Origin of the sequence: Klebsiella sp. KTE92, from assembly GCF_000398905.1 — a bacterium.
GTDB classification, from domain to species: Bacteria; Pseudomonadota; Gammaproteobacteria; order Enterobacterales; family Enterobacteriaceae; genus Klebsiella; species Klebsiella variicola.
This window is the reverse complement of sequence record NZ_KB976100.1, coordinates 831352-856568: the sequence shown is the minus strand read 5'-3', so window position 1 is coordinate 856568 and position 25217 is coordinate 831352. Positions and strand designations below refer to the sequence as shown.

The 25217-nt window shown below is 56.9% G+C and carries 24 protein-coding genes; 3 read left to right on the top strand and 21 right to left on the bottom strand.

What is annotated here, in order from left to right:
- The first annotated feature begins 40 nt into the window (after window positions 1-40).
- Window positions 41-883, top strand: a complete 843-nt coding sequence (locus tag A1WC_RS21000; RefSeq protein WP_016160331.1) for a YaeF family permuted papain-like enzyme — start codon at window positions 41-43, stop codon at window positions 881-883.
- A 130-nt stretch (window positions 884-1013) separates the two neighbouring features.
- Here the strand turns inward: A1WC_RS21000 and nlpE are convergent, their stop codons facing one another.
- Genes nlpE through A1WC_RS21015 form a run of 3 tightly spaced genes read right to left on the bottom strand, consistent with a single transcriptional unit; the run spans window position 1014 to window position 2710 of the window.
- Window positions 1014-1712 carry an envelope stress response activation lipoprotein NlpE gene (gene nlpE, locus A1WC_RS21005; protein ID WP_012542804.1) on the bottom strand — a complete coding sequence of 233 codons (699 nt, stop codon included), beginning with the start codon at window positions 1710-1712 and terminating at the stop codon, window positions 1014-1016.
- Between the two features lie 42 nt (window positions 1713-1754).
- Window positions 1755-2168 carry an alternative ribosome rescue aminoacyl-tRNA hydrolase ArfB gene (arfB, locus tag A1WC_RS21010; RefSeq protein ID WP_008807342.1) on the bottom strand — a complete coding sequence of 138 codons (414 nt, stop codon included), beginning with the start codon at window positions 2166-2168 and terminating at the stop codon, window positions 1755-1757.
- Window positions 2165-2710 carry a YaeQ family protein gene (locus tag A1WC_RS21015; RefSeq protein WP_016160330.1) on the bottom strand — a complete coding sequence of 182 codons (546 nt, stop codon included), beginning with the start codon at window positions 2708-2710 and terminating at the stop codon, window positions 2165-2167. Before A1WC_RS21015 ends, arfB begins: the two co-directional genes overlap by 4 nt.
- A 196-nt stretch (window positions 2711-2906) precedes the next feature.
- On the opposite strand from A1WC_RS21015, the gene A1WC_RS21020 reads away from it, so the two are divergent.
- A complete protein-coding gene (locus A1WC_RS21020) occupies window positions 2907-3107 on the top strand; it encodes a YaeP family protein (RefSeq protein WP_002889429.1) in 201 nt (66 codons plus the stop codon).
- The gene (rof, locus tag A1WC_RS21025) at window positions 3094-3354 is read left to right on the top strand and encodes a Rho-binding antiterminator (RefSeq protein ID WP_002889424.1); all 261 of its coding nucleotides are present in this window, start codon (window positions 3094-3096) and stop codon (window positions 3352-3354) included. Before A1WC_RS21020 ends, rof begins: the two co-directional genes overlap by 14 nt.
- A 12-nt stretch (window positions 3355-3366) precedes the next feature.
- Here rof and tilS read toward each other — a convergent pair whose 3' ends face one another.
- The 18 genes from tilS to pyrH all read right to left on the bottom strand — a co-directional run bounded on the left by tilS (window position 3367) and on the right by pyrH (window position 25199).
- Window positions 3367-4680, bottom strand: a complete 1314-nt coding sequence (gene tilS, locus A1WC_RS21030) for a tRNA lysidine(34) synthetase TilS (protein WP_016160329.1) — start codon at window positions 4678-4680, stop codon at window positions 3367-3369.
- 53 nt (window positions 4681-4733) lie between these two features.
- Window positions 4734-5123, bottom strand: a complete 390-nt coding sequence (locus tag A1WC_RS21035; RefSeq protein WP_002889387.1) for a VOC family protein — start codon at window positions 5121-5123, stop codon at window positions 4734-4736.
- A gap of 46 nt (window positions 5124-5169) precedes the next feature.
- A complete protein-coding gene (locus A1WC_RS21040; RefSeq protein ID WP_032691340.1) occupies window positions 5170-7323 on the bottom strand; it encodes a lysine decarboxylase LdcC in 2154 nt (717 codons plus the stop codon).
- A gap of 113 nt (window positions 7324-7436) precedes the next feature.
- Window positions 7437-8396 carry an acetyl-CoA carboxylase carboxyl transferase subunit alpha gene (gene accA / locus A1WC_RS21045; protein ID WP_016160327.1) on the bottom strand — a complete coding sequence of 320 codons (960 nt, stop codon included), beginning with the start codon at window positions 8394-8396 and terminating at the stop codon, window positions 7437-7439.
- Window positions 8397-8408: 12 nt separating this feature from the next.
- Window positions 8409-11891, bottom strand: a complete 3483-nt coding sequence (gene dnaE, locus A1WC_RS21050; protein WP_008807346.1) for a DNA polymerase III subunit alpha — start codon at window positions 11889-11891, stop codon at window positions 8409-8411.
- 17 nt (window positions 11892-11908) lie between these two features.
- Window positions 11909-12508: a ribonuclease HII gene (rnhB, locus tag A1WC_RS21055; RefSeq protein ID WP_016160326.1), complete on the bottom strand. Its 600-nt coding sequence runs from the start codon at window positions 12506-12508 to the stop codon at window positions 11909-11911.
- Window positions 12505-13656, bottom strand: a complete 1152-nt coding sequence (gene lpxB / locus A1WC_RS21060) for a lipid-A-disaccharide synthase (protein ID WP_016160325.1) — start codon at window positions 13654-13656, stop codon at window positions 12505-12507. The genes rnhB and lpxB overlap by 4 nt, the downstream gene beginning before the upstream one ends.
- Complete coding sequence (lpxA, locus tag A1WC_RS21065) at window positions 13656-14444, bottom strand: acyl-ACP--UDP-N-acetylglucosamine O-acyltransferase (RefSeq protein WP_008807349.1); 789 nt, start codon at window positions 14442-14444, stop codon at window positions 13656-13658. The genes lpxB and lpxA overlap by 1 nt, the downstream gene beginning before the upstream one ends.
- 3 nt (window positions 14445-14447) lie before the next feature.
- Window positions 14448-14903, bottom strand: coding sequence for a 3-hydroxyacyl-ACP dehydratase FabZ (fabZ, locus tag A1WC_RS21070; protein ID WP_004145858.1), 456 nt, complete (start codon window positions 14901-14903; stop codon window positions 14448-14450).
- A gap of 105 nt (window positions 14904-15008) precedes the next feature.
- A complete protein-coding gene (lpxD, locus tag A1WC_RS21075) occupies window positions 15009-16034 on the bottom strand; it encodes a UDP-3-O-(3-hydroxymyristoyl)glucosamine N-acyltransferase (RefSeq protein WP_008807350.1) in 1026 nt (341 codons plus the stop codon).
- Between the two features lie 3 nt (window positions 16035-16037).
- Window positions 16038-16523 carry a molecular chaperone Skp gene (skp, locus tag A1WC_RS21080; protein WP_002889325.1) on the bottom strand — a complete coding sequence of 162 codons (486 nt, stop codon included), beginning with the start codon at window positions 16521-16523 and terminating at the stop codon, window positions 16038-16040.
- Between the two features lie 121 nt (window positions 16524-16644).
- Window positions 16645-19074 carry an outer membrane protein assembly factor BamA gene (gene bamA, locus A1WC_RS21085; RefSeq protein WP_008807351.1) on the bottom strand — a complete coding sequence of 810 codons (2430 nt, stop codon included), beginning with the start codon at window positions 19072-19074 and terminating at the stop codon, window positions 16645-16647.
- Between the two features lie 31 nt (window positions 19075-19105).
- The gene (gene rseP / locus A1WC_RS21090) at window positions 19106-20458 is read right to left on the bottom strand and encodes a sigma E protease regulator RseP (RefSeq protein WP_008807352.1); all 1353 of its coding nucleotides are present in this window, start codon (window positions 20456-20458) and stop codon (window positions 19106-19108) included.
- Window positions 20459-20469: 11 nt separating this feature from the next.
- Entirely contained in the window at window positions 20470-21327 is an 858-nt protein-coding gene (gene cdsA, locus A1WC_RS21095) for a phosphatidate cytidylyltransferase (RefSeq protein ID WP_008807353.1), read from the bottom strand.
- Window positions 21328-21339: 12 nt separating this feature from the next.
- The gene (gene ispU, locus A1WC_RS21100; protein WP_012968905.1) at window positions 21340-22098 is read right to left on the bottom strand and encodes a (2E,6E)-farnesyl-diphosphate-specific ditrans,polycis-undecaprenyl-diphosphate synthase; all 759 of its coding nucleotides are present in this window, start codon (window positions 22096-22098) and stop codon (window positions 21340-21342) included.
- Window positions 22099-22335: 237 nt separating this feature from the next.
- Window positions 22336-23538, bottom strand: coding sequence for a 1-deoxy-D-xylulose-5-phosphate reductoisomerase (gene ispC, locus A1WC_RS21105; RefSeq protein ID WP_016160323.1), 1203 nt, complete (start codon window positions 23536-23538; stop codon window positions 22336-22338).
- A gap of 227 nt (window positions 23539-23765) precedes the next feature.
- Entirely contained in the window at window positions 23766-24323 is a 558-nt protein-coding gene (gene frr, locus A1WC_RS21110; protein WP_002889308.1) for a ribosome recycling factor, read from the bottom strand.
- 150 nt (window positions 24324-24473) lie between these two features.
- A complete protein-coding gene (pyrH, locus tag A1WC_RS21115) occupies window positions 24474-25199 on the bottom strand; it encodes a UMP kinase (RefSeq protein ID WP_004098747.1) in 726 nt (241 codons plus the stop codon).
- Window positions 25200-25217: the final 18 nt, after the last annotated feature.

The window sequence follows — 25217 nt, the reverse complement described above, 5'->3', positions numbered from 1 at the left end:
GAACGGATGTCAGGGCCTTTTTTTTACAAGGAAAGTACCCATGACTGCACCTATCCTCAGCAGCGGATTGCTTACTTCCGCCCTGCTGCTGCTTACCGCCTGCACCATAGACGTCGGCCGCAGCGCCGCTTCCGCATCCGCTACCGAGGGCCGCTCCCCGCCATGGGCTGTCACTCTCCAGCGTCAAAGCTCGATTGCCGGCAGCGGGCTCCACGAAATTGACGAAAGCGATCTCCGTTCCGGCGACCTGCTCTTCTCGTCCAGCATGGGTATCACTTCGCTTGGGATCCGCGCCTTCAGCGCCTCTTCCGTTAGCCACGTCGCACTGTATCTTGGCGAGGGTCAGATCGCGGAAGCCACCGGCGCTGGCGTACAGGTGATTTCTGTTCAGCAGGCGCTGGCGCATAGCGATAAACTCTTTGCCCTCAGGGTGCCCGACCTGACGCCGGACCAGGCAACGGCGATGAAAAATTTTGTCTGGCAGGTCAAAGACAGCGGGTATAACTATCGCGGCATTATTCAGTTTATCCCTTATATGGTCACCAAACCGCTCTGCTCGCTCAACCCTTTCTCGCGTAACTTTCGTCAGCAGTGCGTGAGCGGCCTGGCCAAAGCGCAACTGGGCGATGCGGCAAGCGCCGACAAGAAAGCATGGTTTTGCTCGGAGTTTGTTAGCGAGGCCTTCGTCAGAGCCAGGCATCCGCTGACCCTGGCGCAGGCGGCGTGGATAAGTCCTTCCGATCTGCTGCACATGCGGGAAGGAGACGTCGCCACGTTTAAACCCGAAACGCAGCTACAGTATGTCGGGCATCTGAAACCAGGCGTTTATCTTCAGGCCGGGAAGCTGGTGGGGCTGAATAAACCGAAGGACGATGCGGAGTAAAGAAAAGATTTGCGCTTTTCCGCCAGCCAGACCCACGCTCACTCTGTATATGACAGGGCGAATAGCAGGAGCAAGTAGGGGGACTGTGTGGGATCATCCCCTGCCCGTTTCCCGGGCAGGGGCCTGACAATCAATGGCTACAGTCTTTACCGGGAATAAATTTGCCGGCCTGGTCCGTCATCAGCGTCTTCATCATTTCGCCGGTGTCCGGGTTCGCCTCGAGGGTAAAGTGCCCCTCCACCACCAGCAGCACCGGTCGTGAATCATTGCCGCGGGCAGCGGCATAATCCCGCTCAAGCTGGGCATTGTTCGCCACCGCGACGCGTTTACCGGTCGCGCAATCGGTAAAGGTTGCCGCATCGGCCATATAGAAATACATGCCGCGCATCGCCATCGGGGTGGTCGGCAGGCTGGCCTTCACCGGCTCCAGGGTATAATTGAGAGGAGACTGAACGGGGCTCCCGTTGCGGTCAAGCATCTCCAGCTTGTCGCCCTTCGCGCGAAAATATGATTTCTCGCCTTTGCTGTCGGTCAGCACCAGTTTATCCGCTGTGCGAGCCCAGGTGCCATAAGAGGCAAAAGATGACGGTTCACGACGAGCGCCCTGGTAGTGCTCGTTCATCACCCAGGTACCGTCTTTTTCCAGGAACAGCGAGGTGTCGATACCTTCACAATCCGCGCAAGGCAGCACCCCACGCCAGCTTTGCTGCATCGGTTTGAGCTCTTCCATCGCCGCTGGCTGTACGGTGTCAGTCTCGGCGCGATGGTTACAACCAAACAGCGCGAACAGCGAGCAGGCCGCTATCACGGAGAATACGATTTTCTTCACTTTGCTTTCCTTATCATCCATTTCACCCGTTCGCCGACGTCTTCACTGGCGAACTTTCCCACGCAGCGCCTTGACTGAGGACTTCTGTGCCTTGGAAGCAAGGCGTCGCTCTTTGGATGCCCGAGTCGGTCGCGTCTCCCGGCGACTTTTTTGCACTGCGGTTAATTCTTTTATGAGGGCCACCAGCCGGGCAATCGCCGCTTCGCGGTTCATCTCCTGGCTGCGGTATTCCTGAGCCTTAATGATAACCACACCGTCAGCAGAAATTAAGTGGTGCCTGGCGGCGAGCAGGCGCTCTTTGTAAAACTCCGGCAGGCTTGAAGCTTTAATATCAAAGCGCAGATGGATTGCCGTCGACGCTTTGTTCACATGCTGGCCCCCGGCCCCCTGGGCACGAATACCTTCCAGCGTGACCTCGTTATCGGCAAGGGTCACGCTGCGGCTAATGGTAATCATGCCGGTGCATGCCAGGACGTCAAATGAATTTCCAGATTATTCCGAGCATCGGATAACCAGATACTACCGTCCTGCAGAGTGGCCTGCAGTGTCATGGTACGGTCGGCAAAGGCGCTAAGCTGCGCCAGTTGCGCGTCATCAAGATACCAGATGGTTAACTTCGGGTACGCCGCAAGCTTGTTCTGATTCTGCTGCCACCAGATTTCAGCGGCCCGGCTATTATAGGCAAACAGCGCCACCGCCTGCGCCCGTGAGCAGGCTTTCTTAATCCGCCGCTCATCCGGCAGACCCAGTTCGATCCACAGATCGACCCCGAGATGATCGTTAAGCAGCCACAGCTCCGGCTCGTCGTCCGACGACAGGCCGCGGGTAAACTGCAGCCGTTCATCGGCATATTTGATCCACGCCAGCAGGCGCAGCATCATGCGCTCCTGGGTTTCCGAGGGGTGCTGCGCCAGCGTCAGGTTAGCATCCAGAAACTGGTTGCGATCCAGATCGGCTACATTTACCGCAGCTTTATATATTGTCGCTTTCAGCGCCATGAATAAACTCCTGAAAAGAATGGCGGACATTGTAGCGAAACTGGCGGCAAAAGGCTGTCGTCAATCGCAGCAACCTGTTTCATCCTGCTGAAATTGCTTAAATGACTATGATATAGTTCCCTTGCTAAACAGAGTTTATCTTCGTAGGCTTAAACTTGCATCCCACGGTTGAGTCAGAACGCTGACAGGAGGGCATGTGGACCACTATTGTGAGTTAATACGCAAGCGGTATGCGGAAATAGCCAGCGGAGACTTAGGGTATATCCCGGATGCGCTGGGTTGCGTGTTGAAAGTATTGAATGAGATTGCGGCGGATGAGGCCCTTTCGGAGTCAGTCAGGGAAAAGGCCGCTTATGCGGCAGCAAACTTACTGGTGAGCGATTATGTCAATGAATGATACTTATCAACCCATTAACTGCGATGATTACGACAACCTGGAACTGGCTTGCCAGCATCACCTGGTGCTGACGCTGGCGCTGAAGGATGGCGAACAGCTGCAGGCCAAGGCCAGCGATCTAATCTCGCGTAAAAATATCGAGTATCTGGTGGTCGAACTCGCCGGCAACGTCCGCGAGCTGCGCCTGGATAAAATCGCCAGCTTCAGTCACCCGGAAATCGGCACCGTGGTGGTGAGCGAATCCTGAATCAAAACGGGCTTAACCGCCCGTTTTCCTCCATGACAGCCTGACCCCTTCCCCGTCCTTCACTTCACCTTCGGTGGTCACAAACAGATCGTCCGCTGCAGCGATCGGCGTTTCGCCGTAAAACAGCAGCGGCGTAGTGTCTCGTCGCCAGGGAGGAACGCCCAGCTCCTGCCAGATCTTCTTCAGCTTACGTCCGCCGTGGCGTCCGACGATATGCAGGTGGCCGCTGGCGCGAAAGCGGACAGTGACCGGCTCATCCGCAGACGGCGGGCGCAGCCTGCCGCCGGGCTGCAGCATCAGCTCGCCGAGACCGTCTGCCAGCCGCAGCGGCTGGCGCCAGTCGGGCCAGTGCTGGACACTTTCCGTCTGGCCGGGAAGATACTTCACCCAGTACAAACGCTGTTGAAAACGGCGGACGGTAAAATCCCCGAGCCGCAGACAAGGGCTGGCATCTTCCCGCGCCAGCGCCACCTCATGCCAGAGGCGCTCTGGCACCTCCCGGGCCGGCATCGGCGCCTGATGCCCGGCGAGCCAGCGACGCAGCAGCGCCGCGCGACGGGGTGGGCTCATCGACGTCAGCGGCGTGATAGACAGCGAGCCATCTTCGGCCACCAGCGACGCCAGCTCCGCCGCCAGCATTTCGTCCAGCAGTTGTTCCTGCTCGGCGCACAGGCTGGCGCTGCGGGCAACGGCCTCGCTAAAGTGCGGCCAGCGCTCGCGCAGGACCGGGATCACCCGCAGGCGCAGAAAGTTGCGGTCATAGGTATCGTCCTGATTACTCTCATCTTCAATCCACGACAGCTGATGGGCGAGCGCCCACTGGCGTAGCGATTCGCGGGTTTCATTGAGGAGAGGACGCAGTAGTCGGCTGCCGGCAAAGGCAGAGGATGGTGCCATCGCCGACAGGCCAGTAGGACCGCTGCCGCGTTTTAACGCCAGCAGCAGCGTTTCGCACTGGTCATCCTGGTGCTGGGCGGTCACTAACACCTCGCCGGCATTGAGCGTATCCTGAAAGGCCTGATAGCGCGCCGCGCGGGCATGGGCCTCCACGCCGAGACCACCCCTGGCTAACGTCACATGATGCACCACCAGCGGCACCTGCCACTGCTGGCAAATCTGCCGACAATGCGCCACCCAGTCGTCTGCATGGGCGCTCAGGCCGTGGTGAACATGCACCGCCCGCAGCGTCAGCGAGGGATCCTGTTCCCGCAGCAGCACCAGCTGGTGCAGGAGAACCGTCGAATCCAGACCGCCGCTGAAGGCCACCAGCAGCTGGCGGTGGGGATGAAGCGTATGCGCAATATCAGCCGTCATATCCACGAACATACCGAGAAGTGATGGCCCGGCACGTTACCGGGCCAGAGTCGCGCTGGCAAGGTTTACTGCTGATATATTTCCAGCGGCAGGTCGTCTGGATCGCTAAAGAAGGTAAAGCGTTTGCCGGTAAAGGGATCGACGCGAATCGCTTCGCACTCGACGCCATGCGCCGTCAGATGCGCTACCGCGGCGTCGATATCATCCACGCTAAACGCCAGATGACGCAGCCCGCAGGCTTCGGGGCGACTGGGTCGGGCCGGGGGAAACGGGAACGAGAACAGCTCAATCACGTACTCGCCATTGAGCGCCAGATCGCCCTTCCAGGAGTCGCGCTCGGCGCGATAGAACTCACTTTGCAGCGTAAACCCCAGAATATCGCAATAGAACGCTTTACTGCGGGCGTAGTCAGTCGCAATGATGGCAATATGGTGAACCCGTTTCAAACCCAGCATGGTCAAACTCCTTCTGTTAAGCCAGCCACGTTACTCGTGCGCGCCGTTAACGCGCAAGCCTTTCGTCATTTTTTAAGACTCGTACCCGATACACGCCGTCCTCATCGCGCTTCGCCCCGTGAATATCAGTCTCAAAGCCCGGATAATGACGGCCGATGGAGCAGAGCATCAGCAGGAAATCGAGCACTGCCCGGCTCTCCTCCGTGATCATCTCTCCCGGCATCAGCAGCGGTACGCCCGGTGGATAAGGGAGGATCATGTTGGCCGAAATCCGGCCGACCAGGTTCTCCAGTTCAATGGTTTCCACCTCACCCTTAATCTGGCGCTGCCAGGCGTGATGCGGCGTCATTTTCATTTCCGGCAGGACGTCAAAGGCGCTGAGCATCAGCTGCGGTAGCTGGTGCTGACGGATCAAGCGGTGGATCCCCTGCGCCAGATCCTGGATCCGCATGTTGCGGTAGAAGTCGGGATCTTCCGCGTACAGATCCGGCAACATATTTTTCACCCGCAGATTGAGATCGTAGGCGCGTTTGAACTCGGTCAGGCCGCGCAGCAGCCCCATCGCCCGGGTTTTATCAATACCGATGCTGAACAGGAACAGCAGGTTATAGGGGCCCGTTTTTTCCACCACCACGCCCCGCTCGTCGAGGAACTTCGCCACCAGCGCCGCCGGGATCCCCTCTTCATCCATATTCCCCTGCTCGTCCATGCCCGGCGTCAGAATGGTGACCTTCACCGGATCGAGATACATATGATCCGCATCGGCATCTTTGAAACCGTGCCAGTCTTCGCCAGGCGCCACCGGCCAGCACTCGGCTTTATCCACCACTTCCGGCTGCCAGATATCAAAGAACCAGCCGTCCGACTCCTCGCGCAGTCGCTGCACCTCTTTGCGGAAATCCAGCGCCCGCTCAATGGAGCGCTGGATCAGGCGCTTACCGGAGTTACCGCGCAGCATCGCCGCCGCGGTCTCAATCGACGCGACGATGGGATAGCTCGGCGACGTCGAGGTATGCATCATAAAGGCTTCATTAAAGGTCTCTTCATCATAGTTGCCCTTAATGTGGATCAGCGAGGCCTGCGACAGCGCGGCCAGCATCTTATGCGTGGACTGCGTCTCGAAGATGACTTTTCCGGGGATCCGCTCACCGCTCATGCCGCTTTTCCCCTGATATATCGGATGGAAATGGGTATAGGGCACCCAGGCGGAATCGAAATGGATCGACGGGACGTCGAGCGTCTCCTTAAGCCAGGTGGTGTTATAGAGCAGACCATCGTAGGTGGAGTTGGTGATCACCGCATGCACGGGCCACTGCGCCCCGCCCGTGTCGCGCACTTTCTGCTGAATGCTGTCGCGGGTAAATTCGCGTCGGGGGATACCGCCGAGGATCCCCAACGCGTTGCGGGTCGGCTTCAGCCACAGGGGAACCACATCGCTCATCATCAGCAGGTGGGCCAGTGATTTGTGACAGTTACGGTCAATCAGCAGCGTGCTGCCGGCGGGCGCCGAGTACATACCAACAATTTTGTTGGACGTCGAGGTGCCATTGGTCACCATGTAGCTCTGTTCAGCGCCAAAGGCGCGGGCAATATACTCCTCCGCCTCCAGATGCGGGCCGGTATGATCCAGCAGGGAGCCCAGCTCGGTGACCGAAATCGAGACATCCGCCTTCAGCGTATTTCCGCCAAAGAAATCATAGAACAGGCAGCCCACCGGGCTTTTCTGATAGGCGCTACCGCCCATATGGCCCGGTGTACAAAAGGTATACTTCCCCTCCTGTACATAGTTAAACAGCGCGCGGGTAAACGGCGGGGTGATATTGTCCAGGTACTCGCGGGTATACTGCCCAATGCGGGTGGCGATCTCTTCGGAGAGTCCCAGCGCATATTCGAAGAACCACAGCGTCATGCGTAGATCTTGACTGCTGACGTCCATCGTGGAGTGGGCATTAATAAAGGCGTACAGGGGCAGATATTCATTGAGCTGATTGATATCGCTGCACAGATCGACGCTGTATTCATCCCAGTCGAAGATCACCCCGCAGATGCGCGGGTTGTGCTCAATAAACTGCAGCAGGTCGGCGCTGTTTTGCGGCCAGATGGTCTGGAAGCCCTGGCGCTGCAGCGCCGCTTCCAGTTCTTTGATCGGCTCGTCTTTGTGGTAGACGCCGTGAGGCCCCATGATGGCGATAATATTCACGCTTTCCTCCTGGTATTCACCTAAGTCAAGCATCATAGCAATCCCCTGGGCGCATCGCACACAAAAAAAAGGCCGGAAAATCCGGCCCTTAGTGTTTTTCGCTAGCGGAAAACTTAGGCGTAACCGTAGCTCATCAGACGCTGATAGCGGCGGTTCAGCAGCTCTTCTTCGCTGAGCAGATCGAGATCGGCCAGGTCTGCCAGCAGCTGCGCTTTCAGGCTCGCTGCCATTGCTTCCGGGTTGCGGTGCGCGCCGCCCAACGGTTCCTGAACGATAGAATCAATCAGCTTCAGCTCTTTCAGACGCGGTGCGACGATACCCATCGCTTCCGCGGCCAGCGGTGCTTTATCCGCGCTTTTCCACAGAATGGACGCGCAGCCTTCCGGCGAAATCACCGAATAGGTGCTGTACTGCAGCATATTGACCTTGTCGCCCACGCCAATCGCCAGCGCGCCGCCGGAGCCGCCTTCGCCGATCACGGTGCAGATAACCGGCACGCTCAGACGCGACATCTCACGCAGGTTGCGGGCAATCGCTTCCGACTGGCCGCGCTCTTCCGCGCCGACGCCCGGGTAGGCGCCAGGGGTGTCGATGAAGGTGATGATCGGCATTTTAAACCGCTCGGCCATTTCCATCAGGCGCAGCGCTTTGCGGTAGCCTTCCGGGGCCGGCATACCAAAGTTGCGACGGATCTTCTCTTTGGTTTCGCGACCTTTCTGGTGGCCGATGATCATCACCGGACGACCATCAAGACGCGCGATACCGCCGACAATCGCTTTATCGTCAGCGTAGGCGCGGTCACCGGCCAGTTCGTCAAATTCGTCGAACGCCAGGCGGACATAATCCAGGGTATAAGGACGGCACGGGTGGCGCGCCAGTTGCGCAACCTGCCATGCACCGAGATCGGCGAAGATTTTGCGCGTCAGCTCTACGCTTTTCTCGCGCAGACGATGCACTTCTTCGTCGATGTTAATATCCAGTTTCTCATCCTGACGGCTTACCGCAGTCAGGGAATCGATTTTCGCTTCCAGCTCTGCAATCGGCTGTTCAAAATCTAGGAAATTCAGACTCATAGTATTCCTGTATTAGTCAAACTCCAGTTCCACCTGCTCCGAGCCGATAAGGCCACGCAGATCGTTAAGTAAACGATCGCTCGGAGAGACGCGCCATGTTGCGCCGAAACGCAACCGCGCGCGTGCATCCGCCCTCTGATAGTAGAGGTGCACTGGAATGGTTCCCGAACGGTGGGGTTCCAGAGACTGACGGAGTCGGTTTAAAAGCTGGTCATCAATTTGCCTGTCCGTCAGCGAGATAGCAAGCCCGCGAGCATATTTTTCCCGGGCTTCGTCAATGTCCATGACTTCGCGGGCGGTCATTTTAAGCCCCCCGCTAAAGTCATCAAAGCTGACCTGTCCGCTGACGATAAGTATGCGGTCTTTTTCCAGCAACTGCTGATATTTATCCAGCGCGTCGGTGAACAACATCACCTCCAGACGCCCGGAACGGTCATCCAGGGTACAGATGCCGATACGATTGCCGCGCTTGGTGACCATTACCCGCGCCGCAATCACCAGCCCCGCCGCCGTGGTCACTTTACCACGATCGGTCGGATGCATGTCTTTGAGCCGCACGCCGCCGACGTAGCGCTCAATCTCTTTCAGGTACTGGTTAATCGGGTGCCCGGTCAGGTATAGCCCCAGGGTTTCCCTTTCACCATCCAGCACCACCTGCTCAGGCCATGGCTGGCAGCTGGCGTAGGACTGTTCTATTTGTTCAGGCTCTTCCGCCAGTACGCCGAACATATCGGCCTGGCCAATAGCCTCCGCTTTCGCGTGCTGGTCGGCGGCTTTCAACGCATCGCCCAGCGAGTTCATCAGCGCCGCGCGATGCGGACCGAGACGATCGAACGCCCCGGACATAATCAGTTTTTCCAGCACCCGGCGGTTGAGCTTTTTAATATCGGTCCGCGCGCAGAGGTCGAACAGCTCGCGGAAATAACCGCCATTGTTGCGCGCCTCAATGATCGCTTCGATCGGCCCTTCGCCAACGCCTTTGATGGCGCCGATGCCGTAGACAATCTCGCCGTCGTCGTTAACGTGGAAATGGTACAGGCCGGAGTTAATATCCGGGGGCAAAATTTTCAGCCCCATGCGCCAGCACTCGTCCACCAGGCCAACGACCTTCTCGGTGTTGTCCATATCGGCGGTCATTACCGCCGCCATAAACTCAGCCGGATAGTGCGCCTTAAGCCACAGCGTCTGGTAGGAGACCAGCGCGTAGGCGGCGGAGTGCGACTTGTTAAATCCGTAACCGGCGAATTTCTCCACCAGGTCGAAGATTTTCATCGCCAGTTCGCCGTCAACGCCGTTTTTCTTCGCCCCATCTTCAAAGATAGAACGCTGCTTGGCCATCTCCTCCGGTTTTTTCTTACCCATCGCACGGCGCAGCATATCCGCGCCGCCGAGGGTATAACCGGAGAGCACCTGGGCAATCTGCATGACCTGTTCCTGATACAGGATAATGCCGTAGGTCGGCTCCAGCACCGGTTTCAGGCTCTCATGCTGCCACTGCACGTCCGGGTAGGAAATCTCTTCGCGGCCGTGCTTACGGTCGATAAAGTTATCTACCATCCCCGACTGCAGCGGACCCGGGCGGAACAGGGCCACCAGCGCGATCATATCTTCGAAGCAGTCAGGCTGCAGACGCTTAATCAGATCTTTCATGCCGCGCGATTCAAGCTGGAAGACCGCGGTGGTTTCCGAGCGCTGCAGCATGTCGAAGCTTTTCTTGTCATCCAACGGGATAGCGGCGATATCCAACGGCCCTTCGCCGTTTTTCGCCCGCCGCTTGTTGATCATCTCCAGCGCCCAGTTAATGATAGTGAGCGTACGCAGACCGAGGAAGTCGAATTTTACCAGCCCGGCGTATTCCACGTCGTTTTTGTCAAACTGGGTAACCGGATGCAGCCCCTGCTCATCGCAATACAGCGGCGCAAAGTCGGTAATTTTAGTGGGAGCGATAACCACCCCACCGGCGTGTTTACCGGCGTTTCGCGTCACCCCTTCCAGCTTACGCGCCATGTCGATCAGCGCTTTAACTTCTTCGTCCGCCTCATAGATTTCCGGCAGCTGCGGTTCGGCTTCAAACGCTTTCGCCAGCGTCATACCCGGATCGGGCGGCACCAGCTTGGAGATACGGTCGACAAAGCCGTACGGGTGACCCAGCACGCGGCCCACATCGCGGATGACCGCTTTCGCCGCCATGGTACCGAAGGTGATGATCTGCGATACCGCATCGCGGCCATACATGTCCGCCACGTGCTCAATAACCTGATCGCGTTTCTCCATGCAGAAATCGACGTCGAAGTCGGGCATCGAGACACGTTCCGGGTTAAGGAAACGTTCGAACAGCAGGTCGAATTCCAGCGGATCAAGATCGGTGATCTTCAGCGCGTAGGCCACCAGCGAGCCGGCGCCGGAACCGCGGCCCGGGCCAACCGGCACGCCGTTATCCTTCGACCACTGGATAAACTCCATAACGATCAGGAAGTAGCCCGGGAACCCCATCTGGTTGATCACCTGCAGTTCAATATCCAGACGCTGGTCATACTCCGGGCGCTTTTCAGCACGGACGGCAGGATCCGGGAAGAGAAATTCCAGCCGCTCTTCCAGACCCTCTTTCGATTTCATGACCAGGAAATCTTCCGTGGTCATATCGCCGGTCGGGAACTGCGGCAGGAAATATTCGCCAAGCCGCACGGTGACGTTGCAGCGTTTGGCGATCTCGACGCTGTTCTCCAGCGCTTCCGGGATATCGGCGAACAGCTCGCACATCTCCTCCTCACTGCGCATATATTGCTGCGGCGAGTAGTTGCGCGGCCGTTTCGGGTCGTCGAGCGTAAAGCCGTCGTGGATCGCGACGCGGATTTCATGGGCGTCGAAATCGCTGGTGTCGAGGAAGCGGACATCGTTGGTCGCCACCACCGGCAGGCCGCGTGCTTCCGCCAGCGCCACGGCGGCGTGGAGATAGGCCTCTTCATCCTGACGACCGGTGCGGATCAGCTCAAGAAAATAACGGTCCGGGAAATGCTCTTCATAGAACGCGACGCACTGTTCCACTAACGGCATATTGCCGCGGATCAGGCTAACGCCGACGTCGCCTTTACGGCCGCCGGAAAGCAGAATCAGCCCTTCCTGGTGTTCTACCAGCCAGTCGCGGTCAATCCACGGCCCCAGCGCGCCGTAGCCGCGCTGATAGGCGCGGGAAATGAGCAGCGTCAGGTTCTGGTAACCGGTGTTGTTCGCCGCCAGCACGGTCAGCTCGGTAAACTCATCGCCGAGCAGGTCGCACTGCACGTGAAAATCGGCGCCGACAATCGGCTTAATACCCGCGCCGTGTCCCGTCCCGTAGAACTTCACCAGCCCGCACAGGTTGGTGAAATCGGTGATCGCCAGCGCCGGCATGCCAAGCGAGGCCGCCTTCTTGACCAGTGGCCCGGTCTTTGCCAGCCCATCGATCATGGAATAGTCGCTGTGCACCCGCAGGTGTACGAAACGTGGTTCAGCCATCTTTAGATCCCGGTGACTTAGTTGGACGCCAGGCCCAGGGCACGCTTCACCGGACCAAAACTGCGCCGGTGATGCTCTGTTGCGCCGTGTTCCTGCAGCTTCTGCAGGTGAACAGCGGTGGGATAGCCTTTATGCTGGGCAAATCCGTAGTGGGGAAATGCGAGGTCCAGCGTGGCCATTTCGGCGTCACGAGTGACTTTTGCCAGAATAGACGCTGCGCTGATTTCTGCCACCCGGCTGTCGCCTTTCACCACCGCCAGAGAGGGCATCGGCAGCGACGGACAGCGGTTGCCATCGATCAGGACAAACTCAGGAACAATGCTCAGGCCGGCGACGGCGCGCTGCATCGCCAGCATAGTGGCATGCAGAATATTCAGCTCGTCGATTTCGTGCGGCTCGGCACGCCCCAGGCTCCAGCACAGCGCTTTCTCTTTAATCTCATCGCACAGCGCCAGGCGACGCTTTTCGCTGAGTTTTTTGGAATCATTCAAACCCACAATCGGCTTCGCCGAATCGAGGATCACCGCCGCGGTCACGACCGCGCCAACCAGCGGCCCGCGGCCAACTTCATCAACGCCGGCAACCAGATGGGTATGCGGATAGACGAACTCCATCATTGTTTTGCTAACTCCAGTACGGCGTCCGCGGCCTGCTCATCGGCGTTGCAGCGGATCTGCTGATGCAGCGCGCGGAACGTCTCATGCATCTCGTGGCTGGTTTTGCCATCGGCCAGCAGCGGCTGCAGGGCGGCGGCCAGCGCCTGCGGCTCGCACTCATCCTGCAGTAGCTCTTTGACCAGCTCGCGACCGGCCAGCAGATTCGGCAAGGAGACGTAGTCGGTTTTCACCAGACGCTTTGCCAGCCAGAAGGTGAACGGCTTCATGCGGTAGCCAACCACCATCGGGCACTTCGCCAGCATGCACTCCAGCGCCGCCGTCCCGGAGGCCAGCAGCGCGGCGTCGCTGGCGATCATCGCATCGCGCGCCTGACCGTCCAGCATATGCACGATCATATCCGGCGCCGTCTCAGCTTTGATTCGCTCAAACTGCTCCAGCCGTTTGGCATTGACCAGCGGCACTACCACCTGCAAATCGGGATAAGTGACGCGTAACAACTGCGCGGTTTTCAGAAAGTCCGCGCTGAGCATTTCGACTTCCGCGCCGCGGCTGCCGGGCAGCAGCGCCAGACAGCGCACATTGTGCGGGATCCCTAACCGGTCGCGCGCAGCGCCTTTGTCAGGATCCAGCGGCATCGCATCCGCCATGGTATGGCCGATAAAGCGGCAGGGGACGTTAAATTTGTCATAAAACGCTTTTTCGAAAGGCAGAAAAGCCAGCACGAGGTCGGTCGCTCTGCCGATTTTGAAAACGCGTTTTTGTCGCCAGGCCCAGACCGACGGGCTGACGTAGTGAATCGTTTTGATGCCCTGCTTTTTCAGATTCCCTTCGAGGGTAATATTGAAGTCAGGGGCGTCGATGCCGACGAAGACATCGGGGCGCAGCTCGTCAAAGCGGCGGGTAAGATCGGCGCGAATATGCAGGAGACGGCGTAAGCGACCGAGCACCTCAACAATGCCCATCACCGCCAGCTCTTCCATTTCGTACCAGGCTTCGCACCCTTCCGCCTGCATCAGCGGCCCCGCCACGCCGACAAAGCGCGCGTCAGGGATGCGCGCTTTGAGAGCCCGGATGAGGCCTGCACCAAGAATATCGCCGGAGGTTTCTCCGGCGACCAGGGCAATCGTCAGGGGACGCGGTTCAGCCATTAACGAATCAAGCCGCGAGTGGAACGGGCAAAGAAATCAACAAACGGCTGAACTTCAGGATGCTGAGTCGCCAGTTCGGCGATTTCCGGTTTGGCTTCGTCCAGCGTTTTGCCGCTGCGGTACAGCAGTTTATACGCGTTACGAATCGCGGTAATCGCCTCACGGCTAAAGCCGCGGCGTTTCAGCCCTTCGATGTTGACGCCAAACGGCGTCGCGTGGTTACCCTGGGCAATCACGAACGGCGGAACATCCTGCGCCACGCCGGAGCATCCGCCTACCATGACGTGTGCGCCGATGATGCAGAACTGGTGTACTGCGGTCATGCCGCCGATGATGACGAAATCATCCAGAGATACGTGACCGGCCAAGGTTGCGTTATTGGCCAGAATGCAGCGATCGCCAAGCGTACAATCGTGCGCCACATGGGCGTTGATCATCAGCAGGTTATCGTTGCCCACCTTTGTTAATCCACCGCCCTGTACTGTGCCGCGATGAATGGTGACGCTTTCGCGGATGCGGTTGCGATCGCCAATTTCCACCCGGGTCGGTTCGCCAGCATATTTCAGATCCTGGTTAACTTCGCCGATGGAAGCGAACTGATAGATCTCATTGTCACGGCCGATTTTGGTATGGCCGTTAACGACGACATGAGACTTCAGTACGGTGCCTTCGCCAATTTCGACGTTAGCGCCAACAATACAAAACGGACCAATGTGAACGTTAGCACCAATGACGGCGCCTTCTTCTACAATGGCGGTAGGATGAACAAAAGCGGTTTTATCAATCACGTATCAGGCCTCCCGGCTACGCGCACACATCATCGTCGCTTCGCATACCACTTTACCGTCAACCAGCGCGACGCCTTTGAAACGGGTCAGGCCGCGGCGGGTTTTCTCGAAAGTGACTTCCATAATCATCTGATCGCCTGGTACTACCGGACGTTTGAAGCGCGCTTCGTCGATGCCTGCGAAATAATACAGCTCGCCTGGCTCCAGTTTTCCGACGCTTTTAAATGCCAGAATCCCGGTGGCCTGCGCCATCGCTTCCAGAATCAGCACGCCAGGCAAAATCGGCTTACCAGGGAAGTGCCCCTGGAAAAACGGCTCGTTTACAGAAACATTTTTTACTGCGCGCAGAAAACGACCTTCTTCAAAATCCAGCACGCGGTCTACCAGCAGGAACGGGTAACGGTGAGGCAGAAGTTCCAGAATCTCTTCAATGTGCAGAGTATGAGTGTCAGTAGTCAAAATACTCTTCCTGTCTAAATGTACTAAAAGGCAATAATAACACGGCCTGCGGCAATCTTTTAGCGAATGCAACAGGCCGGAAATGTCATGTGACCAAATGATGAATTAGTCTTGTTGATTAACCTTGCGCTCAATCGCTTTCAGGCGCTTGCTCATCTCGTCAATATTCATCACCAGCGCCGCAGTTTTACGCCACGCCTTGTTCGGCTGCAGCGGAATACCGGAGGAGTATACGCCAGGTTCAGAGATAGGACGCATCACCATCCCCATCCCCGTGACGGTGACTTTATCGCAGATTTCCATATGGCCGTTAATCACGCTGGCGCCGCCAATCATGCAGTAGCGGCCAATTTTCAGGCTGCCCGCCATGATAACGCCGCCGGCAACCGCGGTATTGTCGCCAATTACCACGTTATGCGCAATCTGACACTGATTATCAATGATAACGCCGTTACCGATAAGGGTATCGTCCAGCGCGCCGCGATCGATGGTGGTGCAGGCGCCAATCTCCACGCGATCGCCAATAATGACGCGACCCAGTTGCGGGATCTTGACCCAGTTACCGCGATCGTTAGCATAACCGAAGCCATCCGCGCCGATCACCGTGCTGGACTGGATCAGGCAATTCTCGCCGATCTCAATCTCATGGTAAATGGTCACATTGGCCCACAAACGCGAGCCGGCACCGATTTTCGTATTTTTCCCAACGAAGCAGCCTGCGCCGATCACCACGTTATCGCCCAGTACAACACCGGATTCGATAACCGCGTTAGCGCCGATCGCCACGTTGTTACCCAGCTTCGCCGACGGATCGATGACCGCGCTCGGCGCGATATCCTGTGCCGGCTGTGGCGTGGTATCAAGAATTTGAGCCATGCGCGCGTAGGTCAGGTAGGGATTACGCACTACCAGCGCGGCGCTATGGGCAAAAGGCAAATCATCCTGCGTCATGACAACGGCAGAAGCCTGACAAGCGGCCAGGTGTTCACGGTACTTAGGGTTGACCATGAAAGTGATTTGGCCCGTTTTCGCGCTCTGCATGGACGCAACGCCGGTGATGACGATATCGCCATCACCGTGTAATTCTGCATCCAACTGCTGCGCGAGATCAGCCAGTCGAATTGAAGGCATTACTTATTTAACCTGTTTCAGCACATCAGCGGTGATGTCTTTTACATCGCTGCTGTTGTATGCAACGGCATTTGCGTCAACCACCAGATCGATGCTCTGATCTTTCGCTACGCTCTGTACAGCAGTCTGGATGCGGGTAACCAGTTTGCCACGCTCTTCGTTGGAACGACGTGCGCGATCCTGTTCAAACGCCTGCGCTTTCTGGGAGAAGGTCTGGCGCTGAGCCATCACGTCTTTTTCCAGTTTGGTACGATCGGCGCCCGGCTTCATGGACTGCAGACGCTGCATTTTAGACTGCAGGTCGCCTTCCATACGCTGCAGTTCGCTAGCGCGGCCTTTGAACTCGTTTTCCAGCGTGTTGGAAACGCCAGTTTTCTGGGCAACCTGTTGGAACAGGCTGTTCATGTTCACCAGGGCAATTTTATCTGCCGCCTGAGCGGAAGTTACCATTGCCAAACCCAGACCTGCAGCTAATAACCACTTTTTCACAATAAACTCCTTACCATCCCATGAGTACCCAGGGGTACCGTTATTTGCGTGGCGAGGCGATAACCGCGTTATCGCCTACAGTCAGCGCTATACTGCACTTGCATTCCGTTGCCGCCAACAATTACCAGGTTTTACCAATGTTAAACTGGAACTGTTCGGCTTTGTCTCCATCGTACTTTTTGAACGGTTGGGCGTAGGAGAAGACCAACGGCCCCAACGGCGACATCCACTGCACGGCAATACCCGCAGACATACGGATGTTGCTCGGATCACTGTAATCCGGGTAACCGCCATAGGCGTTCGAATCCCAGTGAGTATCCCATACGGTACCCATATCCCAGAAGACGGAAGTACGGACCGAGTTCGCATATTTGTCACTAATAAACGGCGTCGGGGTAATCAGCTCTAGGCTGGCCACCGCCATCGCGTTACCGCCCACCGCATCATCGGATTTACACGGCGCGGATTCGGTGCTCTTACAGTCATTGGTATAACCGCTATCGCCATCATGACGGCTGCTCGACGGGAAGTACACCGCCTTCGGACCAATGGTGTTCGACTGGAAGCCACGCACGGTGCTGGAACCACCGGCATAGAAGTTCTCATAGAACGGCATCTCTTTGCCGCCGATACCATCGCCATAGCCAAAGCGGGTACGACCCAACACTACCCACTGGTGATCGTTGTCGATCGGCACATAGGTGGCGGTATCCAGCGTCGCTTTGTAGTATTCGTTGTCTGAGCCCGGAATGGTCACCTTACCGTTCAGGTTGACGCGCGAACCTTCCGTTGGGAAGAAGCCGCGGTCAAGCTTGTTATAGGTCCAACCGTAGTTGAAGGTGAAGTCATTCGCACTGAACGAGTTCCGGTCGTTGGTGTTGTCCGGATACTGGCCCATCGAGTTCAGGTAACGCCACATCGCCACCTGCGGCTGCATATTGGACAGGGAGTTATGAACATAACCGACCCCGGCGCGCAGCGTGTTGTATTCGTTGACCGGGAAGCCCAGCGTGACGTCTGTACCATAGCTTTTGTTGGTATAGTCAGACAGATCCGCATCGTTCGCATCGAAGTCATTATAGAAGATACGGCCGCCGAGGCTCACACCGTCAACGGTGAAGTACGGGTTGGTCACCGACAGTTCGGTATAGGTCTGGTAATCGTTTTTGGTGCCGTTGATCCCGACCGCATAACCGGTACCTAACCAGTTATCCTGCTGGACGCCCGCCTGGAAGCTGACGCCGCTTTCGGTACCGTAGCCGATACCGAAGTTGAAGCTACCGGTGTTACGCTCTTTCACCTTGTAGACAACGTCGACCTGGTCCGGGCTGCCCGGCACGCGTTGGGTATCGGTATCCACCGTTTCGAAGAAGCCTAAACGGTTGAGACGGTCTTTACCCTGATCGACGAGATCGCTCCCCAGCCATGCGCCTTCCATCTGGCGCATTTCGCGGCGCAGGACGGCATCTTTGGAGGTGTCGTTACCTTCGAAGCGAATTTTACGCACGTAATAGCGGTTACCCGCATCGACGTTGACGTGCAGTTTGACGGTCTTATCGCTGTCGTTGATTTCCGGCTGCGACTGAACGCGCGGGTAGGCGTAACCATAACGACCCAACAGTTTCTTGATGTCGTTTTCCATCTTGGTTACTTTCGCGCCGTTGTACAGTTCGCCCGGCTCGACTTTGGTCAGCGCTTCGATTTCGGCCGAATGGCCCGCGAGATCGCCCGTTACCTGCACCCCGGAAAGCTTGTACTGATCGCCTTCGGTGATGTTGACGGTAATGTAGATCCCTTTCTTGTCCGGCGTCAGGCTAACCTGAGTAGAATCGATGTTGAAACGGGCATAACCGCGATCCAGATAGTAGCTGCGCAGGGTTTCAAGGTCGCCCGCCAGCTTCTGCTTCTGGTATTTACGGTCGCCGACCACGTTCCACCACGGTACCTCATCGCGCAGCTGGAAGTGGGAGATCAGTTCATCGGTCGAAAACGCATGGTTGCCGACGATATTAATCTGCTGAATTTTTGCGGAGACGCCTTCCTGGAAGACCAGCTTCAGATCGACACGGTTACGCGGCAGCGGCGTCACAACCGCTTTGACGCTGGCGCTGTATTTACCAACGCTGTAGTAGAAATCCTCCAGCCCCTTCTCGATATCCGCGATGGTCGTGCGGTCAAGCGACTCGCCCACCCGAACACCAGAGGCCTCGAGGTTCTGCTTGAGCATGTCATCTTTCACCGACTTATTGCCGGAGAAGGTGATGCTGGCGATCGTCGGACGCTCTTTCACCTGCACCAGCAGGGTATCACCATCGCGCAGGACGCGGACGTCCTCAAAGTTGCCAGTGGCAAACAGCGCGCGAATAGTGTTACTGATATCATCGTCGGTCACCGTATCGCCAGGACGCACTGGCATACTGAGGAGGGCCGCACCAACAGCGACACGCTGCAAGCCTTCGAAATGAATGTCCTTCACCACGAACCCTTCAGCACCGTATACAGTCGCGCTGCTAAACAGCAGCGACGCTATGAGCAACTTTTTCATCGCCATCGTTATTATGCGTTCTTCCTAACAAACTCTCTTATAACCGAGAGAAATCATTGAAAAGTGCAAGCCCCATTAACAGCACCAGCAGTATTGAGCCAATGCGATAACTAAAGTCTTGAACTCGCTCGGATACCGGCCCGCCCTTCAGCTTTTCGATCGCTAAAAACAGCAGATGTCCCCCATCCAGTACGGGCAGTGGGAACAGGTTGATGATTCCGAGGTTCACGCTAATCAGCGCAAGGAACATCAGATAATAAATCAACCCAAACTCCGCTGACATTCCAGCCCCCTGAGCGATAGAGATCGGCCCACTGAGGTTGTTCAGTTTGACATCACCGGTTATCAATTTACCCAGCATCCTGACCGTCAGTGACATCAGCTGCCAGGTTTTATCCGTGGCTTCAGCGATGGCGGCAAACGGTCCGTACTGACGTACTGTCTTGTATTCCTCAGGTAGCGGGATGACCTTTGGCACCACCCCTGCGAACCCTTCTGCCTTACCTTTTACCGTTTTCGCATCCGGCGTCAGGGTTAACGGCAGCGCACTCCCCTGCCGTTCAATCTCCAGCGCCAGCGCTTTGCCCGGATTATCTCGCACCAGATTAACAAACGTCATCCACTGCGTTAACGGTTGACCATCGACTTTAACGATCCGGTCGCCCGCTTGCAAACCCGCTTTCTGAGCTGCCGAGCCCGTCTGGACCTCCGCCAGCACCGTATCAATCTGCGCGCTGCGCGGCTGGATCCCCAGCGAGGTCACGGGATCTTGCTTGTCTGGCTCAAACGCCCAGTGCCGCAGATCGACGATTTTATCCTGGCGCTGATTGGTCCCGAAAGGGGCGACGGTAAGTATTGTTTGCGGGTTGCCGATTTTGGCGACCAGCTGCATACGCACCGCATCCCAATCAGGCGTTTCGATACCATCTATCGCTTTAAGTTCCGTTCCTTTTGCAATTTGTGCTTGCGCGGCAACCGAATTGGGCGTTATTTCACCCACCACCGGTCGCACGCCAGGAACGCCGATAATAAAGACCAGCCAGTAAGCAAAGATAGCGAAAATGAAGTTAGCGATGGGGCCGGCGGCAATCACCGCCGCACGCTGGCCGACGGTTTTATTGTTGAAGGCGTAGTGGCGCATCTCCGGCGCCACCGCCTCGACGCGCTCGTCCAGCATCTTGACGTAGCCGCCCAGCGGGATCAGGGCAATCACGAACTCCGTGCCCTGCTTATCCATCCGCCGCCACAGCGCTTTGCCAAAGCCGATAGAAAAACGCTCAACCCGGATGCCGCAGCGGCGCGCCACCCAAAAATGGCCAAATTCATGCACCGTAATCAGTACGCCAAGCGCAATGATAAAAGCTGCCAGATTCCAGAGCACGCTCAGCATATAACCTTCCGTCAAATCGTCCTGAAGACCAACAGTAGCAGACAGGCGAAGACCGGTACCGCCGCCGTCAGGCTGTCGATACGATCGAGAATACCGCCGTGTCCGGGAATCAAGTGCCCGCTATCCTTAATGCCGGCCTCGCGCTTAAACATACTTTCCGTCAGGTCGCCCAGCACGGAAGCCAGGGCCGCTACCACAGAACAGACCAGCAGCACCGTCGGCGTGACGTCAAGATGTGCCCACACTCCATAAGCCCAGGAGATCACGGCCGCCGTCAGCAAACCGCCAAAAAAACCCTGCCAGGTTTTTCCCGGTGAAACCTTCGGCGCCAGCTTATGCTTGCCGAACATTTTGCCAAACATGTAGGCGCCAGAGTCGGCTCCCCAGACCAGGATCATGACGTACAGCAGCCACACCGCACCGCTGTAGTGATTATCGGTATAGTGCCAGGCGCGCAGCGCCAGCATGCCCCAGAAAAACGGAACAATGGTCAATATGCCGAAGATAAGGCGCAGCACTTTGGAATGGCGCCAGAATGCCGCCGACGCCGGGTACGATAACACCAGCAACAGCGCGACGATCCACCAGGCGAATGAGGCCCAGAGTGAACCTTCCACCATCGGTTGATGAACGTCATAATGGTATTCAGGCAGCAGAAAAAGCATGGCAGCCAGCAGAAGGCCGCACAGCACCGCCAGCCAGACCCGCTGCGACGTTGAGGTGAAACCGCTCAGTTGCCCCCACTCCCACGCGGCGAGCATGCAGACCACAAGGGTCACGATAGCAAATCCCATCGGCGGCAATAAGAACAGCGCCGCAATGACGACGGGAATTAAGACGAAAGCAGATATCAGGCGATACTTCAGCAAAAGTGACCCCCATCAGGCATGACTGCCACCCGGCTCAGTGCCGCCGAAACGACGCTCTCGATTAACAAAGGCATGGAGTGCACCTTCAAAGTCCTGTTCAGCAAAATCGGGCCAAAGAACATCCGTAAAGTAAAGTTCGGCATAGGCAATTTGCCAAATCAAAAAGTTACTTATTCGGTGCTCTCCCCCGGTCCTAATAACTAAATCAACGGGAGCCAGTTCATGCATGCAGACCTGCTGACTCAGCATTTCTTCCGTGATCTCTTCAGGCAGCAGCGTCCCGTCCTGTACTTGTTTCGCCAGCAGACGAACGCCCTGGGTAATATCCCAGCGACCGCCGTAATTTGCCGCAATGTTCAGCGTTAAGCCGGTATTGTTTGCGGTCAACGCTTCCGCTTTGCGGATGCGTTCCTGCAGGCGTGCATTGAAGCGCGTGGTGTCGCCAATGACCCGCAAACGCACATTGTGTCGGTGCAGACTTTTGACTTCGCTATCCAGCGCCCAGACGAACAGTTCCATCAGCGCGCTGACTTCCTGGGCTGGACGGTTCCAGTTTTCGCTGCTGAACGCGTATAACGTTAACGCCTCAATTCCATTATTCGCCGCGAAGGAGACCGCGCGACGCACGGATTTCGCACCGGCCTTGTGCCCGAAAGCGCGAATTTTACCTTGCCGTTTCGCCCAACGGCCGTTGCCATCCATAATAATGGCGACATGACGGCAGCCATGAGTTGGCGATATTTCGCTGACAGTTTGATTAGCAGACAACATCACGCGTTTTAAGTCCATAATAAGGATTAACTAGCCACCAAACAGAGGCCACCGGGCCGCGCTGGATACGCATTTTTATCCGATGCCGGGGCTGCAGCCAATCGCAGAGAACAACCAAAAGCTTTACGCAAAAAAGCCGTGTTTTGCCACGGCCACCGTAATCTTTAACAACAAAATGCAACGATCGGGTGGCGCAGACTATATCACCGAAGCCTTTCGCCCACAAATACCACCGCGTTACGCCTGCGCGCCCAAACGATTAAGCTGCTGGTGAGCTACCGCACGAGCGTCAGCGTCGATAACCAGAACATCATCAATGCTTTGCGGCTCCTGCAGGTTCATCTTATCCAGCACCGCCAGATTCACCGCCGCAATATCGGTAAAGCGGATATCGCCATGCAGAAACGCGGCAACCGACTCTTCATTGGCCGCATTCAGCGCCGTGGTGGCCGCCTGGCCGACGTCAAACGCGTCCATCGCCAGCTTCAGGCAGGGATAGCGGGCGTAGTCCGGCGCGGAGAAGCTCAGGTTGCTCAGCTGGCAGAAGTCCAGTGGTTTGACCCCGGAGCTCAGGCGCTGTGGCCAGCCCATGGTATGAGCAATCGGCGTGCGCATATCCGGCTCCCCAAGCTGGGCCAGCACGCTGCCGTCCTGATAGCGAACCATCGAGTGGATCACCGACTGCGGGTGGATCAGCACTTCCATCTGCTGCGCCGAAGCATTGAACAGCCAGCGGGCTTCAATATATTCCAGACCTTTGTTCATCATCGTGGCTGAATCGACGGAGATCTTACGTCCCATCGACCAGTTGGGATGGCGGCAGGCCTGATCCGGGGTCATCGCCGATAGTTCAGCCACGTCCGTCTCGCGGAAAGGCCCCCCGGAACCGGTTAACAGAATGGACGAGACGCCATTCCGGGTGAGGTCAGCGTATCCCAGATGCTGTTGAATTGTCTCCGGCATACTCTGAAAAATCGCGTTATGTTCGCTATCGACCGGCAGCAATCGCGCCCCCGACCGCTGAACGGCCTCCATGAACAAGCGACCGCAGGTCACCAGCGATTCTTTATTCGCCAACAACACGGTTTTCCCGGCGCGGATCGCCGCAAGCGTCGGTACCAGCCCCGCCGCGCCGACGATTGCCGCCATCACCTGATCGACCTCATCCAGCGCCGCGACCTCAGCCGCCGCCTGCTGGCCGCTCAGCACCTCGGTACGGCAGCCATGCTCATGCAGACGGATGCGCAACCGCTCAGCGCTTTGCGCATCATCCATCACGGCGTAACGCGGAGTAAATTCCAGGCATTGTTCAACCATGCGGTCAACGTTTTTCCCCGCGACCAGCGCGGCGACGGAAAAGCAACCAGGGTTATGGCGTACCACGTCCAGCGTGCTACAGCCAATGGAGCCGGTCGAACCGAGAACGGTTAATTGCTTCATGAGACGTCCAGAAGAAAGGAAACAGAATAAAAAGCAAAACGCCGCCAGCAAGCCCCTACGCAACAACTATCGGGGGTAAGGCGGCGGCATCAGGCCTTCAACTTAGCGCTAAAGGCTACAAGGCCAGCCGGCTCAACGCAATCCCGAGAATTGAGCGTACAGTCTTCTGTACGGCGTTTCAGATTTTACTCAGGCCAGGAAGTATCGGCCCGAGCAACAGCAGAGCATCAGAACTGCATCAGTTCCGCTTCTTTATCTGCCAGCGCCGCGTCAACTTTCTTGATGGCGGCGTCAGTCATTTTCTGCACGTCGTCCTGAGAACGGCGATCGTCATCTTCGCTGATCTCTTTCTCTTTCAGCAGCGCTTTAACTTTGTCGTTCGCGTCACGGCGAACGTTACGCACGGCGACACGCGCCTGCTCAGCTTCGCCACGGACGATCTTGGTCAGATCTTTACGACGCTCTTCGGTCAGCGGCGGCAGCGGAACACGAATATCGCTGCCGGCGGAGCTTGGGTTCAGACCGAGGTCAGACGCCATGATCGCTTTTTCAACGGCCGCAGACATAGAACGGTCAAAGACGTTGATTTTCAGAGTACGGGAGTCTTCGACGGTGACGCTGGCCAGCTGGCGCAGCGGAGTCGGCGTACCGTAGTATTCAACAACAATCCCGTCCAGCAGGCTCGGAGAAGCACGACCCGTGCGAATTTTGCTGATTTGGTTTTTGAATGCTTCGACGCATTTTTCCATGCGGATTTCAGCATCTTTTCTGATATCGCTAATCACGTTACGAATCCTTGAAAGCTTGTCTCAGTCAGACCAGACGGGATACCCGTCGGAAAATGAGCTAAGTATAGTCAGATTTAATGAAAATCACCGGGCAATATCCCCGCGAAAGTAAAGCGGAATATTACCCGGATTTGGCGCTGACGGGAATTATTCCGTGATCAATGTGCCTTCTTTTTCGCCCATGACCACGCGACGCAGGGCGCCGGGTTTGTTCATGTTGAAGACGCGAATCGGCAATTTGTGGTCACGCGCCAGGGTGAAGGCCGCCAGATCCATGACTTTCAGCTCTTTATCCAGCACTTCGCTGTAGGTCAGCTGATCGTACATGGTGGCAGAAGGATCTTTTGCCGGATCCGCGGTAAACACACCGTCAACCTTGGTCGCTTTCAGCACCACGTCGGCTTCAATTTCAATACCACGCAGGCAGGCTGCGGAATCGGTGGTAAAGAACGGGTTGCCGGTGCCTGCGGAGAGGATCACCACGCGGTTGTTGCGCAGCAGGCTGATCGCCTCTGCCCAGCTGTAGTTGTCGCACACGCCGTTCAGCGGGATGGCGGACATCAGACGAGCGTTCACATAGGCGCGGTGGAGCGCATCACGCATTGCCAGGCCGTTCATGACCGTTGCCAGCATGCCCATGTGGTCGCCCACAACGCGGTTCATACCCGCTTTCGCCAGACCAGCACCACGGAACAGGTTACCACCACCAATTACTACGCCAACCTGAATACCCAGCTCGACCAGCTCTTTGATCTCCTGAGCCATGCGGTCAAGTATGCTTGCATCAATACCGAAGCCTTCTGAGCCCTGCAGCGCTTCGCCACTTAATTTCAGCAGAATACGTTTGTAGACGGGTTTTGCATTGGTAGCCATGTTTCTTTCCTGAGACTG

Coding starts and splice junctions, on each gene's coding strand:
- A1WC_RS21000 (WP_016160331.1), top strand. CDS start 41: ATGACTGCACCTATCCTCAGCAGCGGATTGCTTACTTCCGCCCTGCTG.
- arfB (WP_008807342.1), bottom strand. CDS start 2,168: ATGATTACCATTAGCCGCAGCGTGACCCTTGCCGATAACGAGGTCACG.
- A1WC_RS21015 (WP_016160330.1), bottom strand. CDS start 2,710: ATGGCGCTGAAAGCGACAATATATAAAGCTGCGGTAAATGTAGCCGAT.
- rof (WP_002889424.1), top strand. CDS start 3,094: ATGTCAATGAATGATACTTATCAACCCATTAACTGCGATGATTACGAC.
- tilS (WP_016160329.1), bottom strand. CDS start 4,680: ATGTTCGTGGATATGACGGCTGATATTGCGCATACGCTTCATCCCCAC.
- A1WC_RS21035 (WP_002889387.1), bottom strand. CDS start 5,123: ATGCTGGGTTTGAAACGGGTTCACCATATTGCCATCATTGCGACTGAC.
- accA (WP_016160327.1), bottom strand. CDS start 8,396: ATGAGTCTGAATTTCCTAGATTTTGAACAGCCGATTGCAGAGCTGGAA.
- dnaE (WP_008807346.1), bottom strand. CDS start 11,891: ATGGCTGAACCACGTTTCGTACACCTGCGGGTGCACAGCGACTATTCC.
- rnhB (WP_016160326.1), bottom strand. CDS start 12,508: ATGATGGAGTTCGTCTATCCGCATACCCATCTGGTTGCCGGCGTTGAT.
- lpxB (WP_016160325.1), bottom strand. CDS start 13,656: ATGGCTGAACCGCGTCCCCTGACGATTGCCCTGGTCGCCGGAGAAACC.
- lpxD (WP_008807350.1), bottom strand. CDS start 16,034: ATGCCTTCAATTCGACTGGCTGATCTCGCGCAGCAGTTGGATGCAGAA.
- bamA (WP_008807351.1), bottom strand. CDS start 19,074: ATGGCGATGAAAAAGTTGCTCATAGCGTCGCTGCTGTTTAGCAGCGCG.
- rseP (WP_008807352.1), bottom strand. CDS start 20,458: ATGCTGAGCGTGCTCTGGAATCTGGCAGCTTTTATCATTGCGCTTGGC.
- ispU (WP_012968905.1), bottom strand. CDS start 22,098: ATGTTGTCTGCTAATCAAACTGTCAGCGAAATATCGCCAACTCATGGC.
- ispC (WP_016160323.1), bottom strand. CDS start 23,538: ATGAAGCAATTAACCGTTCTCGGTTCGACCGGCTCCATTGGCTGTAGC.
- pyrH (WP_004098747.1), bottom strand. CDS start 25,199: ATGGCTACCAATGCAAAACCCGTCTACAAACGTATTCTGCTGAAATTA.